The 16099-nt window shown below is 69.9% G+C and carries 13 protein-coding genes; 9 read left to right on the top strand and 4 right to left on the bottom strand.

Features of this window, described 5'->3' with window-relative positions:
* Positions 1-10 precede the first annotated feature (10 nt).
* From G6N30_RS17710 to G6N30_RS17695, 4 genes are all read left to right on the top strand, one after another.
* Positions 11-550 (top strand): PH domain-containing protein, encoded by a 540-nt coding sequence (locus tag G6N30_RS17710; protein WP_407664660.1) that lies wholly within the window; start codon positions 11-13, stop codon positions 548-550.
* A gap of 38 nt (positions 551-588) precedes the next feature.
* Entirely contained in the window at positions 589-2001 is a 1413-nt protein-coding gene (locus G6N30_RS17705; protein WP_134055398.1) for a PH domain-containing protein, read from the top strand.
* A 45-nt stretch (positions 2002-2046) separates the two neighbouring features.
* Positions 2047-2862, top strand: a complete 816-nt coding sequence (locus G6N30_RS17700) for an HAD-IIA family hydrolase (RefSeq protein ID WP_134055003.1) — start codon at positions 2047-2049, stop codon at positions 2860-2862.
* Between the two features lie 80 nt (positions 2863-2942).
* Positions 2943-4325, top strand: coding sequence for an FAD-dependent oxidoreductase (locus G6N30_RS17695; protein ID WP_134055001.1), 1383 nt, complete (start codon positions 2943-2945; stop codon positions 4323-4325).
* Here G6N30_RS17695 and G6N30_RS17690 read toward each other — a convergent pair.
* Both G6N30_RS17690 and G6N30_RS17685 read right to left on the bottom strand, forming a co-directional pair.
* Complete coding sequence (locus G6N30_RS17690; RefSeq protein WP_134054999.1) at positions 4306-5406, bottom strand: helix-turn-helix transcriptional regulator; 1101 nt, start codon at positions 5404-5406, stop codon at positions 4306-4308. The two genes, G6N30_RS17695 and G6N30_RS17690, sit on opposite strands and share 20 nt — an antisense overlap.
* Positions 5407-5539: 133 nt before the next feature.
* Positions 5540-7222: a DEAD/DEAH box helicase gene (locus tag G6N30_RS17685; protein ID WP_134054997.1), complete on the bottom strand. Its 1683-nt coding sequence runs from the start codon at positions 7220-7222 to the stop codon at positions 5540-5542.
* 219 nt (positions 7223-7441) lie between these two features.
* On the opposite strand from G6N30_RS17685, the gene G6N30_RS17680 reads away from it, so the two are divergent.
* On the top strand, positions 7442-9982 hold the full coding sequence (locus tag G6N30_RS17680; RefSeq protein WP_134055395.1) for an excinuclease ABC subunit UvrA: 2541 nt from the start codon (positions 7442-7444) through the stop codon (positions 9980-9982).
* Here the strand turns inward: G6N30_RS17680 and G6N30_RS17675 are convergent.
* Both G6N30_RS17675 and G6N30_RS17670 read right to left on the bottom strand, forming a co-directional pair.
* Complete coding sequence (locus G6N30_RS17675; RefSeq protein ID WP_134054995.1) at positions 9967-10464, bottom strand: cupin domain-containing protein; 498 nt, start codon at positions 10462-10464, stop codon at positions 9967-9969. The genes G6N30_RS17680 and G6N30_RS17675 overlap by 16 nt on opposite strands.
* A 20-nt stretch (positions 10465-10484) precedes the next feature.
* Entirely contained in the window at positions 10485-11399 is a 915-nt protein-coding gene (locus tag G6N30_RS17670; RefSeq protein ID WP_134054993.1) for an SDR family NAD(P)-dependent oxidoreductase, read from the bottom strand.
* Positions 11400-11498: 99 nt separating this feature from the next.
* On the opposite strand from G6N30_RS17670, the gene G6N30_RS17665 reads away from it, so the two are divergent.
* The 4 genes from G6N30_RS17665 (at position 11499) to G6N30_RS17650 (ending at position 16065) form a co-directional block, all read left to right on the top strand.
* On the top strand, positions 11499-12071 hold the full coding sequence (locus G6N30_RS17665) for a TetR/AcrR family transcriptional regulator (RefSeq protein WP_134055393.1): 573 nt from the start codon (positions 11499-11501) through the stop codon (positions 12069-12071).
* A gap of 190 nt (positions 12072-12261) precedes the next feature.
* Entirely contained in the window at positions 12262-13887 is a 1626-nt protein-coding gene (groL, locus tag G6N30_RS17660) for a chaperonin GroEL (protein ID WP_134054991.1), read from the top strand.
* 147 nt (positions 13888-14034) lie between these two features.
* Positions 14035-15036 carry a zinc-binding alcohol dehydrogenase family protein gene (locus G6N30_RS17655; protein WP_134054989.1) on the top strand — a complete coding sequence of 334 codons (1002 nt, stop codon included), beginning with the start codon at positions 14035-14037 and terminating at the stop codon, positions 15034-15036.
* A 156-nt stretch (positions 15037-15192) separates the two neighbouring features.
* On the top strand, positions 15193-16065 hold the full coding sequence (locus tag G6N30_RS17650; RefSeq protein ID WP_134054987.1) for a type IV toxin-antitoxin system AbiEi family antitoxin: 873 nt from the start codon (positions 15193-15195) through the stop codon (positions 16063-16065).
* Positions 16066-16099 lie beyond the last annotated feature (34 nt).

Genomic DNA, 16099 nt, shown 5'->3' with positions numbered 1-16099 from the left:
CCTACTGAAGATGCGCCATGCTCGAACCATGGACAGAGTTCCTCCCGGCGTCCCGCCCGACCCAGGCCTCGTGCTGGCAGATCCGCCGAACCGGCCAAGCACCAAGGCGCCGCTGCTGTGGGCGACGTCGGCGGCGTTGCCGTGGGCGGTCGTGGTGGTGGCGCAGATCGGGTGGTGGACGGCGGACCCGTCGCTGGAGTGGGCGCACATCCTGGCCGCGGTGGCCACGGCGCTCGGCATCGTCCTGTTCGTCGGCATCGTGCCGGTGTGGCGTTATCGGGTGCACCGCTGGGACATCGATGCGCGCGCGGTGTACACACGGACCGGTTGGCTGGTGCAGGAGCGCCGGATCGCCCCGATCTCGCGCGTGCAGACGGTGGACACCCAGCGGGGGCCGCTGGACCGGTTGTTCGGGCTGGCGAGTGTGACGGTGACGACGGCATCGTCGGCCGGGGCCGTGCGCATCGTCGCGCTCGACGACGAGGTGGCCGAGCGGATCGTCGCCCAGTTGACCGACATCGCCGCGCTCGGTGAGCAGGACGCGACGTGACGGCCCCGTCCCCGCAGTGGCTGCGGTTGAGTCCGCGAATGCTGCTGGTGCATCCGGTGCACGAGGTGGCGCGGCAGATCCCGGTGCTGGTCGGGTCGGTGGTGCTCGGTTCGGCGACCGGCAACCCCTTGTGGGCGGTGGCCGCGCTGGTGGTGACGGTCGGCGTCGGGGTGGCGCGGTGGTTCACCACCACCTACCGCATCGACGCCGAGGAGGTCCAGCTGCGGGCGGGGGTGCTGCAGCGGCGGGTACTGTCAGTGCCCCGCAACAGGATTCGATCGGTGTCGACGGACGCACGGTTGCTGCACCGGTTGCTCGGGCTGACGGTGCTGCGGGTGAGCACCGGCCAGGAGGCGCGGGGTGACGACGCCTTCGCGCTCGACGCAGTGGAGGCCGGACAGGTGCCGCACCTACGGGCGGAATTGCTCGCGGGTTCGCTGACCGTCCCCGCCGACACCGCGCCCAGGGGGCGGGTGCTGGCGCGGTGGCAGCCGGCGTGGCTGAGATACAGCCCGCTCAGTTTCACCGGACTGGCGATGATCGCCGCGGCGGCGGGCCTGCTGTACCAGGCGGGAGTCGGTGCGCTGCTGCGCGATTCCCGCCTCGCCGCAGACGGACGCGATGCGGCGCAGCGCTTCGGGGTCGCCACCACCGTGGCCGCCGTCGTGATCGCCGTGCTGATCGGTTCGGTCGTGCTGTCGGTGCTGCGGTCGCTGGTGACCTACGGGAACCTGGTGCTGCGCCGCGATGCCGACGTCCTGCATCTCGAGCACGGACTCCTGCGACGCCAGGAACACACCTTCGACATGCGCCGGTTGCGCGGCGGCACGCTGCGAGAACCGCTGCTGGTACGGGCATTCGGCGGAGCACGGCTGGACGCGGTCATGACCGGGGTGGGCGGTGCGGGGGAGGCGTCGCTGCTGTTGCCGCCGTGCCCGGCGCAGACCGCGCGGCGGGTGTTGAGTGATCTCATCGATGGCGAGGAGGAGGTCAACGGACCGCTGCGGGGTCACGGCGCGGCGGCGGCGCGGCGCAGGTGGGCCCGCGGACTCGCGCTGCCTGCGCTCGCCGGCGCCGTGCTGGCGGCGGTGAGTGTTGTGGGCACGCTGCCGATCTGGGTGTGGTTGCCGTGGGCGGCGCTGACCGCGTGCTGTGCCCTGCTCGCGGCCGACCGGGTCCGCGCGCTGGGGCACCGCGTCGGGAACGGCTGGCTTGTGGCGCGCGCAGGCAGCGTGGAGCGTCGCCGCGACTGCGTCGCCGGTGCCGGGATCATCGGGTGGACGGTGCGCCAGACGTTCTTCCAGCGGCGGGCGGGGGTGGCGACGCTGATCGCCGCCACCGCCGCTGGGGAGAAGGCGTACCGGGTCCTCGACGTTCCCGCAGACCTGGCGTGGTCGATCGCCGCGGGCGCCTCGCCGTGGGTGGGGCAGCTCCCGTGGGCGCGGGATTGACCGGGCTCGAGTTGCGCGTCGTCCGGGGCGGTTTACTGTCGGCGCATGGCGATCGGTGGAGTGCTCTTCGACATCGATGGTGTTCTGGTGACGTCGTGGCGACCGATCGACGGTGCGGCGGAGGCCCTGCGGGTGCTCAGCGAGCACCAGATCGCCCGGTCCTATCTGACCAACACCACGACCAAGACGCGCGGGCAGATCGCCGAGCTGCTCGTCGACGCCGGGATGCAGGTCGGTGCCGACGAGGTGATCACCGCCGCGGTGCTGACCGCCGAATACGTCCGAGACCGCTATCCCGACGCCCGGTGCTTCCTGGTCAACAACGGCCGGATCGGTGAGGACATGCCGGGGGTCGACCTGGTGTACGCGGGCGACTACGGGCCCGGCGATCCCCCGGAGACACCGGACGTGGTGCTGCTCGGGGGTGCGGGCCCCGAATACGACCACCTGACGTTGAGCTGGGTGTACGACTGGATGGCGCGCGGCGTCCCCGTCGTCGCCATGCACCGGAGCACCTCGTGGAACACCACCGATGGGTTGCGCATCGACACCGGCATGTACCTGATCGGTATGGAGGAGACCTCCGGGCGCAAGGCCACCGCCGTGGGCAAGCCCGCGCCCGAGGGATTCCTGGCCGCCGCGGCGCGGCTCGGTGTCGACCCCGACGAGATGTACATGGTCGGCGATGATCTCAACAACGACGTGCTGGCGGCACAGGTGGTCGGGATGACCGGTGTGCTGGTACGCACCGGCAAATTCCGGCAGGACACGCTGGACCGTTGGGCCGCCGACGAATTCGCGATGCAGCCCAACCACGTCATCGATTCGGTGGCGGATCTGCCCGCATTGTTGGGCCTCTGACGATCTCAGCCGTTCGGCTGAGGCGCGCCTCCCTTGTCGGTGATTGGGTTGAACCGACACGTCACACGGAGGAGTGATCGATGCCGAATGTCGGTCAGCACGCGGTGGTGTGCGGGGCGAGTATGGCGGGGATGTTGGCGGCCCGGGTGCTCACGGACCACTACGACCGGGTGACGGTGGTGGAGCGCGACCCCCTCACCGACGATGTGGTGCCCCGCCGCGGGGTGCCGCAGGGGTGGCAACCGCATGCCCTGCTCACCCGCTGCGCGGAGATCCTCGAGGAGTTGTTCCCGGGCTACCTCGACGCCCTGGTCGAGGCGGGCGCCCACCGCTGGGACGACGGCGATCTGTCGAGATTCGACGTCAGCTTCTCCGGTCACAGGATGAAGGGCGAAGGGGCGATCCCGGACCCCGGCAGCCTGGTTCAGCACTACGCCAGCCGCCCGCTGGTGGAACAGCACGTGCGGCGCCGGATCGTGGCGCTGCCCCAGGTGACGATCCGCGACGGTCACCACGTCGAGGGTCTGACCACCGCCGGGTCCCGCGTGACGGGCGTGCGGATCTGCGACACCGCCGGGGCGGCAACGACTCTCGACGCCGACCTCGTGGTCGACGCCTCCGGCCGCGGCTCGCGAGCACCGGTGTTCCTCGCCGAGCTGGGCTACGGACGGCCGGACGTCGAGGAGCTCCTGGTGCGGGTCGCCTATGCGAGTATGCCGGTGCGGATTCCGCACGGAGCGCTGCGGCAGCACCTGATCATCCGGATGTTCGCGCCGGGACAACCTCGCGGGTTCGCGATGTTCCGCTGTGAAAGCGACACCTGGTTGGTCGCCGCCGCGACGCTGGGGCCGATTCGCCCCCCGGCCACACCGGCCGAACTGCTCGCATTCTGCAAGAAGCGAGGCCCCGCATACGCTGTCGAAGCGGTTCGCGCCGGGGAACCGCTCGGCGGCGTGACGGTGCATCAGTATCCGAGCAACCGCTGGCGGCGTTACGACAGGATGGGACGGCTGCCGGACGGGTTCGTCGTCGTCGGGGACGCGGTGTGCAGCTTCAACCCCGTCTACGGGCAGGGTATGACGATCGCCGCGATCGAGGCGACGGTCCTGGACCGGTGTCTGCGCGCGGGGGAGGCGGACCTACCCCGCCGGTTCCACCGCGCCGCGGCCAAACCGGTGCGGGTCGCGTGGCAGACCGCAGTGGGCTCAGACCTCGCGCTGCCGGAGGTGCAGGGCCGGCCCGCGCTGCCGATGCGGCTGACGAACGCCTACACCGAATATGTGCTGCGCGCTGCCGAGGTCGATCCGCTGGTGACCCAGGACTTCCTGCGTGTGGTCGGAATGGTCGCCCCACCCGGGCGTTTGGTGCATCCGGCGTTCATGGTGCGGGTGGCACGGGCGCTGCGGCGGCGCGTGCCCGCTGCGGGTGCGAACGCTCCGGCGCTCACGGCAACAGGGCAGTGAGCAGGCGGACCAGTTCGGCCTGGCGGTGGGTGTCGGTCTTGTCGAAGACGTGCTGCAGGTGGGTTTTGACCGTCGCGACAGACACCGACAGCTCCTCGGAGATCGGCGCCAGACCCTGCCCGCGCGCCACCCGCAGTGCCACGTCGGATTCACCGTTGGTGAGACCGAACAGGTTGCGCAGCATCGCCTTCGGCGGCAGCGGTTGCTGGTCGGGATCGGCGATCACGATCAGCGCCCGGGGGTCGTCGCCGTCGTGGTGGGCACCGGCCGGGAACGGGAAGGTGTGTGCGACGTAGGGGCGCCCACCCGACGGCCGCGGACAGAGCACCGACGTCCCACTGCGCGCGCCGCCGTCGCTCGATCCGAGGGCGGCGGACACCGCGCGCTGCACCGCGCCGTCGACGTCCGACCGGGACGCGCGAAGCCGACCCGACCGAACCGTCAGACCGTCGGCTCGGCGCACCAGGGCCGACGCCGCCGCATTGCAGTGCACCACAATGCCCTTCGCGGCGACGACGAGTACAGCCTGGCGCATGCAGTCGATCGCGCCCGCGAGGTCGACGGCGTCGCGCTTGAGTTCGTGGAGGTACTTCTCGGTGCGCAGCGCCTGCTGCAGGTGCGGGACCAGGGCGGCCACGAGTTCCGCGCGCTCGTCGGTGAGGAACGGCTCGTCGCGACGCGGGTTGGCGACGATGAAGCACGCCGGCCGCTCATTGCCGGTCAGGCGCACGAACAGGCCGTCGTCCATGTGGTAGGGCCGAATCCAGTCGACATTGAACTCGGCACGGGCCTCGGAGTCGATCAACGCCTGCCCGCTGTGGATGACGCCGACCGGGCCGCGTTCCACCGCCGAGAGGACGTAGTCGATCCGGTGGTAGTACTCGCTGTAGGTGCGGTGGGCATCGGGTTCGAGGCTGGCCCGTTCGGCGGTCCGGCCTGCATCGTCGGCGATCAGCATCGCCCCCGTCGTCGCGTTCAGGCTCTGCCGCACCGCCGTCATCGCGTCCACCCAGTGCTCGGGTGTGACGGCGGCGGCGTGGATCGCCGAGACTAGCCGCGAGTACTCATCGAGTGTGACCATTGCCGGTACCCCGTGCGGACAACCGAATTCATCGCAACCCCCGCTTGTGCGTACCCCGACTGTAGTTTTTCGATCAGCCCGTTGACAGCGTCGCCGAACCGACTTCTTCCATCGTCAACGGCCGACGGGGGCGTCAGGCCTTGAGCGTGCGCACCGCCGCGATGCGGGCCTGCAACTGATCCGACGTCGCTGCGGCCACCGGTGGCCCGCCGCAGATCCGGCGGAGCTCGTTGTGAATCCAGCCGTGCGGCTTGTTCAGCCGGTGGTGGGCCAGCGACACCAGGGTGTTGAGCTCCTGGCGCAGTTCGCGGAGCTGTCCGTAGGGTGTCACCGGCGGCGGCTCACCCGAGGCGGTGCGCCGGGTGAGTTGCTCTTCCTGCCTGCGGCGCAACAGGTCTCGCATCTGGTCGGCGTCGAGCAGGCCCGGTATCCCGAGGTAGTCGGCCTCTTCCTCGCTGCCGGCCGGCGTCGCCGTGCCGAACGATGCCCCGTCGAAGATCACCTGGTCGAGTTCGGCGCTGGCGCCGAGGGATTCAAAGCCCCGGTCCTCTTCGGTGGGCTCGCTGCGGCGGCGCTCGACGAGTTCCTCGTCGCCCATCGACTCGCGATGCGGTTTGCCGAGCACATGGTCGCGCTGAGCTTCCATCTGGCTGGCCAGGTCGAGCAGGGTCGGCACCGAGGGCACGAAAATGCTGGCGGTCTCGCCGGGGCGTCGCAACCGCACGAAGCGCCCGATCGCCTGGGCGAAGAACAGCGGCGTCGAAGCGCTGGTGGCGTAGACCCCGACCGCCAGGCGCGGCACGTCGACGCCCTCGGACACCATGCGCACCGCGACCAGCCACGCGCTGTTGCCCGCGGAGTACTCGGCGATGCGCGCGGAGGCGCCGGGGTCGTCGGAGAGCACCACCGTCGGCGCCTCGCCGGTCATCTTCGTCAGCAGCGCCGCGTACTGGCGGGCGGCGGTCTGGTCGGTGGCGATGATCATCGCCCCGGCATCGGGCATGCCCCCGGCCCGCAGCTGTCGCAGCCGGGTGTCGGCCGCCTTGAGGACCGCGGGGATCCATTCACCGTTCGCGTCGAGCACCGTGCGCCATGCCCGCGCGGTCTGCTCGGCGTTCAGTGGCTCGCCGAGGCGGGCGGCGTGCTCCTCGCCGGCGCTGCTGCGCCACCGCGCCTCACCCGAGTAGGCCAGGAAGATGACCGGCCGCACCACCCCGTCGGCCAGCGCGTCGGCGTAGCCGTAGGTGTGGTCGGACTCCGAACGCAGCAAACCTTCGGCGTCGGGCACGTAGCTGACGAACGGGATGGGGCTGTCATCGCTGCGGAAGGGCGTCCCCGTCAGGGCGAGGCGGCGGGTGGCGTCGCTGAACGCCTCGCGCATCGCCTCACCCCACGACTTGGCGTCGCCGCCGTGGTGGATCTCGTCGAAGATGACCAGGGTCCGGTGGTTCTCGGTGCGAACCCGGTGGCGGCTCGGGTGCGTGGCCACCTGGGCGTAGGTGATGACGACGCCGTGGTACTCCGACGACGTCTGGGAGTTCGAGTTGCTGAACTTCGGGTCCAGCGCGATGCCGATGCGGGCGGCCGCCGCGGCCCACTGGATCTTGAGGTGTTCAGTGGGCACCACCACGGTGATTCGTTCGACGGTGCCGTCGGCCAGCAGCTCGGCCGCGATGCGCAGGGCAAACGTGGTCTTGCCCGCACCCGGGGTCGCGACCGCCAGGAAGTCGCGTGGTTTGGCGCCAAGATACCGCACCAATGCCCGACGCTGCCAGCCCCGCAAAGCCTGGGTGTCGGGCGCTGCATATGCCCGCACCCAGAGACTCCTCACTGATCGGACACAGCCTAACGCAACGGATTCCGGCGGCGCATATCCGCATGGCGCGTCGCCGGACAGCCGGTGTGTCGCCGGTGTTCGCGGTCACGGCTGCGGACTCGGCGGCCCGCCGAGTCGGTCCGGCACCCGGCGGGGCGCCGACGAGCGCAGCAAACGCGCTGCGTACCCACGGTCATCGTGGGTACTCTTCAGCGCACGATGACGGCCACCGCTGATCCGCCCGCCGGCGAGCACGACCCCTGCGTGCGCGTCTACGGCACGCGGGTGCACAACCTCAAGGGCGTGGACGTGGCGGCCCCGCGTGACGCGCTCGTCGCGTTCACCGGGATCTCCGGATCGGGGAAGTCGTCGCTGGCGTTCGGGACCATCTACGCCGAGGCCCAACGCCGGTATTTCGAGTCGGTCGCCCCGTACGCCCGGCGGTTGCTGCTGCCGACCGACGCGCCGAAGGTCGACGACATCACCGGGTTGCCGCCGGCGGTCGCGCTGCAGCAGCGCCGGGGATCGGCCACGTCGCGGTCGACGGTGGGCACCGTCACGACGCTGTCCAATCTGCTCAGGATGCTGTTCTCCCGGGCCGGCACCTACCCGCGCGGTGCCACCGAACGCCTGGACTCCGACGCGTTCTCCCCGAACACCGCGGTCGGGGCGTGTCCGGAGTGTCACGGTCTGGGCCGGATCCACGAGGTGACGGAACAGACGCTCGTCCCGGATCCGTCGCTGACCATCCGCGACGGCGCCGTCGCCGCGTGGCCGGGGGCCTGGCAGGGGCAGAACCTGCGTGACATCCTCATCACCCTCGGCTACGACATCGACCGGCCCTGGCGCAAACTGCCGAAACGGCAACGTGATTGGATACTCTTCACCGACGAGCAGCCGACCGTCGAGATCGACCCGGGCCGGCATCCCGTCACCGCCGACTACTACTACAACGGGACGTTCTCGAGTGCGGAACGCCACGTCAGGCACACCCTGGCCAACTCGCAGAGCGCCACGATGCGCCGCCGGGTGCTGCAGTACGTCAACACCGTCGAGTGCGGGTTGTGCGGGGGATCGGGACTGCGCCCCGAAGCGCTGAGGGTCACGTTCGCCGGCCGCACGATCGCCGACTATGTGGCGATGCCGCTGGCCGAACTCGCCGACGCACTGCGCCCGGTCGCCGCGCGCACCGACGCGGCGGCGGCGTTCGAGTCGACGGCATCCGGTGAGCTGACCGAGGTGGCCACGATGATCGCCGCCGACCTCGTGGCCCGCATCCAGGTGCTCGTCGACCTGGGCCTGGGTTACCTGACGCTGAACCGCCGCACTCCGACGGTCTCCCCGGGCGAGCTGCAGCGGCTCCGGTTGGCCACCCAGCTGCGCGCGGGGTTGTTCGGCGTGCTCTACGTCCTGGACGAACCGTCGGCGGGTCTGCATCCCGCCGACGCGGAGCCGTTGCTCGATGTGCTGGATCGCCTTCGGCGCGCGGGCAATTCGGTGTTCGTCGTCGAACACGACATGGACGTGGTGCGCCGCGCCGACTGGATCGTCGACGTCGGCCCCGGGGCGGGGGAACTCGGCGGAGAGGTCCTCTACAGCGGACCGGTACCGGGTCTCGCCGAGGTCAGCGAATCGGTCACCGGGAGATACCTTTTCGACACCGCGGCCACGACGGCGCGGTCACCACGCGCGCCGTTGGGATGGCTACGGATGCAGGGCATCTCGTCGCACAACTTGCGCGAGCTGGACGTCGATCTGCCGCTCGGCGTCTTCACGGCGGTCACTGGGGTGTCGGGTTCGGGTAAGTCGACGCTCGTGGTGAAGGTGCTCGACGATGTGGTCAACCGCCATCTGGGCCGCGCCGTGTACGCCGAATCCGAGGCTGATGGCGAAGATCCCGACGCCGAGGTCGCCGACCTGGACCACGACGCGTCGATCGGTGTGCGTGCCGAGGGGGTGGAGGCGATCACGCGGTTGGTGGCGGTGGACCAGAAGCCGATCGGGCGCACCCCCCGTTCCACTCTGGCCACCTATACCGGGCTCTTCGACGCCGTCCGCCGCGAGTTCGCGGCGACGCCCGCCGCCCGTCGCCGGGGCTGGACGGCCGGCCGGTTCTCGTTCAACGTCGCCGAGGGCCGGTGCCCGACCTGTCAGGGCGAGGGTTTCGTCTCGGTCGAATTGCTGTTCCTGCCAGGCACATACGGCACGTGCCCGACCTGTCGGGGCGCCCGCTACAACGAGGCCACGCTGAAGATCCGGTACCGGGGCCGCACGATCGCCGAGGTGCTCGCCATGACCGTCGACGAGGCGTCGGAGTTCTTCACCGACATCGCGGGCGCCGCCCGCAGCCTGACGACGCTGCGCGAGGTGGGGCTCGGCTACCTGAGGCTCGGGCAGCCCGCGACCGAATTGTCCGGTGGCGAAGCTCAGCGCATCAAGCTGGCCTCGGAGCTGCAACGGCCGCGGCGCGGCCACACGCTCTACGTGCTGGACGAACCCACCACCGGGCTGCACCCGTCGGATGTGGATCTGCTCGACGCGCAGCTGCACCGCCTCGTCGACGCGGGCAACACCGTCGTGGTGGCCGAGCACGACATGCGGATGGTGGCGGGGTCGGACTGGGTGGTCGATCTCGGACCCGGCGCGGGCGCCGACGGCGGACAGGTGGTCGCCGCCGGGACACCGCGGGAGGTCAGCCGGGCCGAAGGCAGCCGCACCGCGCCGTATCTGGCCGCCCGTCTACGTCATTCCACGAAGTGATTGTCGTTCTTGACGAACCACTCCCTGCGCTCGGCGTCGGTCATCTCGCCGAGCTGGGCCAAGCCCTCGAAGTAGTGCTCACGCGGTGCTCCGGGGGCGAACAGCATCAGGATCGACGCGGGCTCGTCGGCCTCGTTGCGGAAACCGTGGATGCCGCCCGGCGGCACGTAGAGGAAGTCGTTGCGGTTGCCGTCGACCCAGTCCCGCCCGTCGTAGAGCTTGATGGTGCCGGACAGGACGAAGAACGCCTCGGACATCGCCCGGTGGAAGTGCGGGCCTGGCCCGCCGCCGCGCGGCGCGATCTCGACGCGGTAGAGCCCGTAGTCCCCGCCGGTGGCTTCCTGGTTGGCCAGGTAGTGGTACCGCACGAGGCCGAAGGCGTCGTAGTCCGGCGGCTCGTTCGCGCGTTTGAGCCACGCGCTGACCTCGGGCTCGTCATCGGTGTAGCGCGGCGGCGGATACGGCGGTACGACCAGTGACACGACTTTGAGCGTGCCACAACCTAGCCGACGGGGAAGGTCACTCCGGTGAGCTCTTCGGACACCGTCCACAGCCGGCGCGCCAGGTCGAGGTCGTGCGACTGACTGCTCGAGCCGACCAGCTTCGGGTATCCGCGCGTCTCGCCGAGACCGCCGGGGCCGTAGTACTGCCCGCCGCGCACACCGGGGTCGGTGGCCGCGCGCAGCGTCGGCAACGCGCCCATCGCGGGGCTCTGCGCGACGAGGCCGATCAACGGGTTGAAGGCGGACGGCAGGTGCAGGTGACGCATCAGCTCGGTGTTCGACAGCCCGGGGTGGGCGGCGACCGCGATCGTCTCGGCCGCATCGAGACGGCGCTGCAATTCATAGGTGAACAGCAGATTCGCCAGCTTCGACTGCCCGTAGGCGCCCACCCGGCTGTAGCTGCGCTCCCACTGCAGATCGTCGAAGTGGATGGCGGCCTGGATCCGGTGCCCCACGCTGCTGACCGTCACCACCCGTGATCCCGGCACCGGCAGGAGGTTCTCCAGCAGCAGCCCGGTGAGCGCGAAGTGGCCGAGGTGGTTGGTGCCGAAGGCGAGCTCGAAGCCGTCCTCGGTGGTCTGCTTCGGCGGGTACATCACGCCGGCGTTGTTGATGAGGAGGTCGATGCGCGGGAACTCCGCCTTGAGCGCTTCGGCCGCCGCGCGTACCGAGCGCAGGGATCCGAGGTCGAGGCTCTGCAGGGTGACGGTGGCGTCGGGGTGTTCCGCTGTGATCTCGTCGGCGGCCCGTTTGCCCTTCTCGGTGTCGCGCACCGCGAGCACGACGTGTGCGCCGTGGCCGGCGAGCGCTTTGGCGGTCGCCAGGCCGAGGCCGGTGTTGGCGCCGGTGACGATCGCGATGCGACCGGACTGGGCCGGAATGTCACTGGCCGTCCACTTGGACGATGAAGCCACGGGGTCCTCCTACAATGAAAGCGGAGCGTGCGCTCCGGTTGGTTGCCACTATACGGAACGATCGCTCCGTTTCAATGATTCCGAGATGAACGGATGGATATGGCCGCGGATATCGGCGGGGTCCGACCGCTGCGTGCCGACGCGGCCCGGAATCGGGACCGGGTCTTGGAGGTGGCCTACGAGACGTTCGCCGCCGAGGGGCTGAGCGTCCCGGTCGACGAGATCGCCCGGCGCGCCGGCGTCGGGGCCGGCACGATCTACCGCCACTTCCCGACCAAGGAGGCGCTGTACGCGGCTGTCGTCGCACACCGGATCCGCGACATGGCCGACCGCGGCAGGCAGCTGCTGCAGTCCGGAGACCCCGGCGAAGCGCTGTTCGCCTTCCTGCGGGCGATGGTGCTGGAGTGGGGCGCCTCCGACCATGTGCTCATCGACGCACTCGCAGGCCGGGGTATCGACGTCCACGCCGTCGCTCCGGAGGCCGACGCCGATGCGCGCACACTGCTGGGGGAGTTGCTCGCGGCCGGGCAGGAGGCGGGTACCGTCCGCGCCGACCTCGACGTGCCGGAACTCAAGGCCATTCTGGTCGGCTGCCAGGCCATCGGCGCGTACGACGCCGAGGTGGCCGCGCGGGCGACGGACGTGGTGACGGACGGTTTGCGGCCGCGCTGACCGCCCCCCCGATGCCTTGCACTCTCCCTGGTCGAGTGCTAAGAATGCAATTGGCACTCGCGACCGGTGAGTGCTAGGTCGGGACGGTGAGGCGAGGGTCCGCACCTGCGGGGCACACCCAAGCCGTCCGTCGCGGGCACTGGACCCGACCGACGAGAACGTGCATCCGTTATCGGAGGAAACCTTCGCAATGGCCAAGACAATTGCGTATGACGAAGAGGCCCGTCGCGGCCTCGAGCGGGGCCTCAACAGCCTCGCCGACGCGGTAAAGGTGACGCTGGGCCCCAAGGGCCGCAACGTCGTCCTGGAGAAGAAGTGGGGCGCCCCCACGATCACCAACGATGGTGTGTCCATCGCCAAGGAGATCGAGCTGGAGGACCCGTACGAGAAGATCGGCGCCGAGCTGGTCAAAGAGGTCGCCAAGAAGACCGACGACGTCGCGGGTGACGGCACCACCACCGCCACCGTGCTCGCCCAGGCGCTCGTGCGCGAGGGTCTGCGCAACGTGGCCGCCGGCGCCAACCCGCTCGGCCTGAAGCGCGGCATCGAGAAGGCCGTCGAGAAGGTCACCGAGACGCTGCTGAAGTCGGCCAAAGAGGTCGAGACCAAGGAGCAGATCGCGGCGACCGCCGGCATCTCCGCCGGTGACCAGTCCATCGGTGATCTGATCGCCGAGGCCATGGACAAGGTCGGCAACGAGGGCGTCATCACCGTCGAGGAGAGCAACACCTTCGGCCTGCAGCTCGAGCTCACCGAGGGTATGCGCTTCGACAAGGGCTACATCTCGGGTTACTTCGTCACCGACGCCGAGCGTCAGGAAGCGGTCCTCGAGGATCCGTACATCCTGCTGGTGTCGTCGAAGATCTCGACCGTCAAGGATCTGCTGCCGCTGCTGGAGAAGGTCATCCAGTCCGGCAAGCCGCTGCTGATCATCGCCGAGGACGTCGAGGGCGAAGCCCTGTCGACCCTGGTCGTCAACAAGATCCGTGGCACCTTCAAGTCCGTCGCCGTCAAGGCCCCGGGCTTCGGTGACCGCCGCAAGGCGATGCTGCAGGACATGGCCATCCTCACCGGTGGTCAGGTCATCAGCGAAGAGGTCGGCCTCTCCCTGGAGACCGCCGACGTCTCGCTGCTGGGCCAGGCCCGCAAGGTCGTCATCACCAAGGACGAGACCACGATCGTCGAGGGTGCCGGCGACGCCGACGCCATCCAGGGCCGGGTCGCCCAGATCCGCGCCGAGATCGAGAACAGCGACTCCGACTACGACCGCGAGAAGCTGCAGGAGCGCCTGGCCAAGCTGGCCGGCGGTGTTGCGGTGATCAAGGCCGGCGCCGCCACCGAGGTGGAGCTCAAGGAGCGCAAGCACCGCATCGAGGACGCGGTGCGCAACGCCAAGGCCGCCGTCGAGGAGGGCATCGTCGCCGGTGGTGGCGTGGCTCTGCTGCAGGCCGCCCCGTCGCTCGAGGAGCTCAAGCTCACCGGTGACGAGGCCACCGGCGCCAACATCGTGCGCGTCGCGCTCGAGGCCCCGCTGAAGCAGATCGCCTTCAACGGTGGTCTGGAGCCGGGTGTCGTGGCCGAGAAGGTCCGCAACTCGGACAAGGGCACCGGCCTGAACGCCGCGACCGGCGAGTACGAGGATCTGCTCGCCGCCGGCGTCGCCGACCCGGTGAAGGTGACCCGCTCGGCGCTGCAGAACGCAGCCTCGATCGCGGCGCTGTTCCTCACCACCGAGGCCGTCGTCGCCGACAAGCCGGAGAAGTCGGCCGCACCCGCGGGCGACCCGACCGGTGGCATGGGCGGTATGGACTTCTAAGTCCCACTCACGAGGAGGCCCCGGCTCGCTTGGCGAGCCGGGGCCTCTTCGCATGCGCCTCCTCCCGCTCCCCTCGCCGGCTGTGCGGTTTCATCCGCGACGCGCCGCGGCGGGAAGTAGGAGACCGCCCGCGCCGTTGGGGTGAAGATGACCGAGATGCGCGCGATCGGCTCCTACGCCGGCGGACCCATTGACGACGACCGCACGCTGCGGGATGTGACGGTCCACGTGCCCGACCTCCGTCCCCGCGACGTGCTGGTGCGGGTGCACGCCGTGTCGGTCAACCCTGTCGACGTCAAGCAGCGCGCCGCGCTCGAGCCCTCGGCGGAGCCTGCGATCCTCGGTTACGATGCGGCGGGCGTCGTGGAAGCCGTTGGGCCGCAGGTGGAAACGCTCGCCGTGGGCGACGAGGTCTGGTACGCCGGGGACATCACCCGGCCGGGGACCAACGCCGAGTTCCACGCCGTCGACGAGCGCATCGTCGCGCGCAAACCCACGTCGCTGTCCTTCGCGGATGCGGCGGCCTTGCCGCTGACCACCATCACCGCCTGGGAGTCGCTGTTCGATCGCTTCGGGCTCACCGAGGAGTCGACGGGTGATCTGCTGGTCCTGGGCGCTGCGGGCGGCGTCGGCTCGATCATGATCCAGCTGGCCAAGGCGCTGACCGGTGTGCGCGTGATCGGCACTGCCAGCCGCGACGACTCCCGAGCGTGGGCGACGAACATGGGCGCCGATGCCGTCGTCGACCACCACCGACTGCGCGACGAGACGCTGGCTGTGGCGCCCGGCGGCGTCGACTACCTGTTCTCACCTCACTCGGCGGGCAACATCGACGACTATGCGGCGATCGTGAAACCGTTCGGGCACATCACCGCGATCGACGAACCGCCCGGCCTCGACCTCGTCGGTCTCAAGGCCAAGAGCATCGCCTGGCACTGGGAGCTGATGTTCACCCGGCCGATGTTCGAGACGCCGGACATGATCGAACAGCAGCGGTTGCTGACCACCGCCGCGGATCTGGTGGACCGCGGCGTACTGCGCACCACCGTCACCCGGACCATCGAAGACTTCTCGTCGGCCGGCCTCAAGGAGGCGCATCGCGCCGTCGAATCGGGCCGGATGACCGGCAAGGTCGTCGTCACCCGCTGAGGCGCGCCCAGATTCCACCGAGTGTGCGGATTCATCCGCGACTCGCCGCTGCAGGCGTATCGCTTCGCACACTCGAGCCCTGTGGATGACGAAGCGGCTGTGGATGACCCGCCCGTGAAGGCCGTGGACCGTCGGAGCCGGTGCGACCGTCCGGCCATGCACTTCATCGACGGGCCCTTCCGGGCGCGCGAGGCACTCGACGACGGCCTGCTCACCTTCCGCGAGTTGCGCCGGTTCCACCGCGCCGACTTCCCGGGCGTGTGGACGGTTCGTGGCAGTGATCTGCCGACGGATCACCGTGCGGGTGCGGCGTGGCTGTGGTCTGGCCGCAGAGCCGTCGTCGCCGGACTGGCCGCCTCAGCGTTGCACGGGGCAAAGTGGATCGAACCCGACATCCCGATCGAACTGATCCACACCAACAGGCGTCCGCCGCCGGGCATCGTCGTCCGCACCGAAACGCTTGTCGCCGAGGAGATTCAATCGATCGGGTCGCTGCCCGTCACCACACCCGCTCGCACCGTCTTCGACCTCGGCCGACGGCTGCCGCTGCGCGACGGTGTGCAACGCATAGACGCGCTCGTGAACGCCACCGATGTCAAGATCTCCGACGTCGAGACGGTCATCGCTCGGCACCCCGGGGTGCGGGGGCTAAGGCAGCTGCGGGCGACCCTCGCGCTCGTCGACGGCGGCGCCGAGTCACCCTATGAATCGCTCACGCGACTCGTGCTCGTACAGGCCGGCTTTCCGCCGCCTCAGACGCAGATTCACGTCTTCGACGCCGACGGGTGGGCGTTTGCGCGCATCGATCTAGGGTGGCCGGAGTACCTCGTCGGCGTGGATTTCGACGGGGCACACCACTGGACGGACCCGGGGCAGCGGTCAGGAGATGTCGTCCGATACGCCCGCCTGTCGGAGCTCGGGTGGATCGACGTCCGGTTGACCAGCGGGATTCTGCACAACGGCACGCAGTGGTTCCTGGACCGCGTCGGCGCAGCCCTCGAGTCTCGCGGGTGCCCGAAGACGTGGTGACTGTGCCCATTGATACGCCGCCAGCGGAGAGTCG

The organism is Mycolicibacterium litorale (assembly GCF_010731695.1).
Classification (GTDB): Bacteria; Actinomycetota; Actinomycetes; order Mycobacteriales; family Mycobacteriaceae; genus Mycobacterium; species Mycobacterium litorale.
This window is presented reverse-complemented; position numbering and strand designations above follow the sequence as displayed.

Coding starts and splice junctions, on each gene's coding strand:
- G6N30_RS17650 (WP_134054987.1), top strand. CDS start 15,193: ATGCACTTCATCGACGGGCCCTTCCGGGCGCGCGAGGCACTCGACGAC.
- G6N30_RS17655 (WP_134054989.1), top strand. CDS start 14,035: ATGACCGAGATGCGCGCGATCGGCTCCTACGCCGGCGGACCCATTGAC.
- G6N30_RS17695 (WP_134055001.1), top strand. CDS start 2,943: ATGCCGAATGTCGGTCAGCACGCGGTGGTGTGCGGGGCGAGTATGGCG.
- G6N30_RS17665 (WP_134055393.1), top strand. CDS start 11,499: ATGGCCGCGGATATCGGCGGGGTCCGACCGCTGCGTGCCGACGCGGCC.
- groL (WP_134054991.1), top strand. CDS start 12,262: ATGGCCAAGACAATTGCGTATGACGAAGAGGCCCGTCGCGGCCTCGAG.
- G6N30_RS17700 (WP_134055003.1), top strand. CDS start 2,047: ATGGCGATCGGTGGAGTGCTCTTCGACATCGATGGTGTTCTGGTGACG.
- G6N30_RS17690 (WP_134054999.1), bottom strand. CDS start 5,406: ATGGTCACACTCGATGAGTACTCGCGGCTAGTCTCGGCGATCCACGCC.
- G6N30_RS17705 (WP_134055398.1), top strand. CDS start 589: ATGCTGCTGGTGCATCCGGTGCACGAGGTGGCGCGGCAGATCCCGGTG.
- G6N30_RS17680 (WP_134055395.1), top strand. CDS start 7,442: ATGACGGCCACCGCTGATCCGCCCGCCGGCGAGCACGACCCCTGCGTG.
- G6N30_RS17710 (WP_407664660.1), top strand. CDS start 11: ATGCGCCATGCTCGAACCATGGACAGAGTTCCTCCCGGCGTCCCGCCC.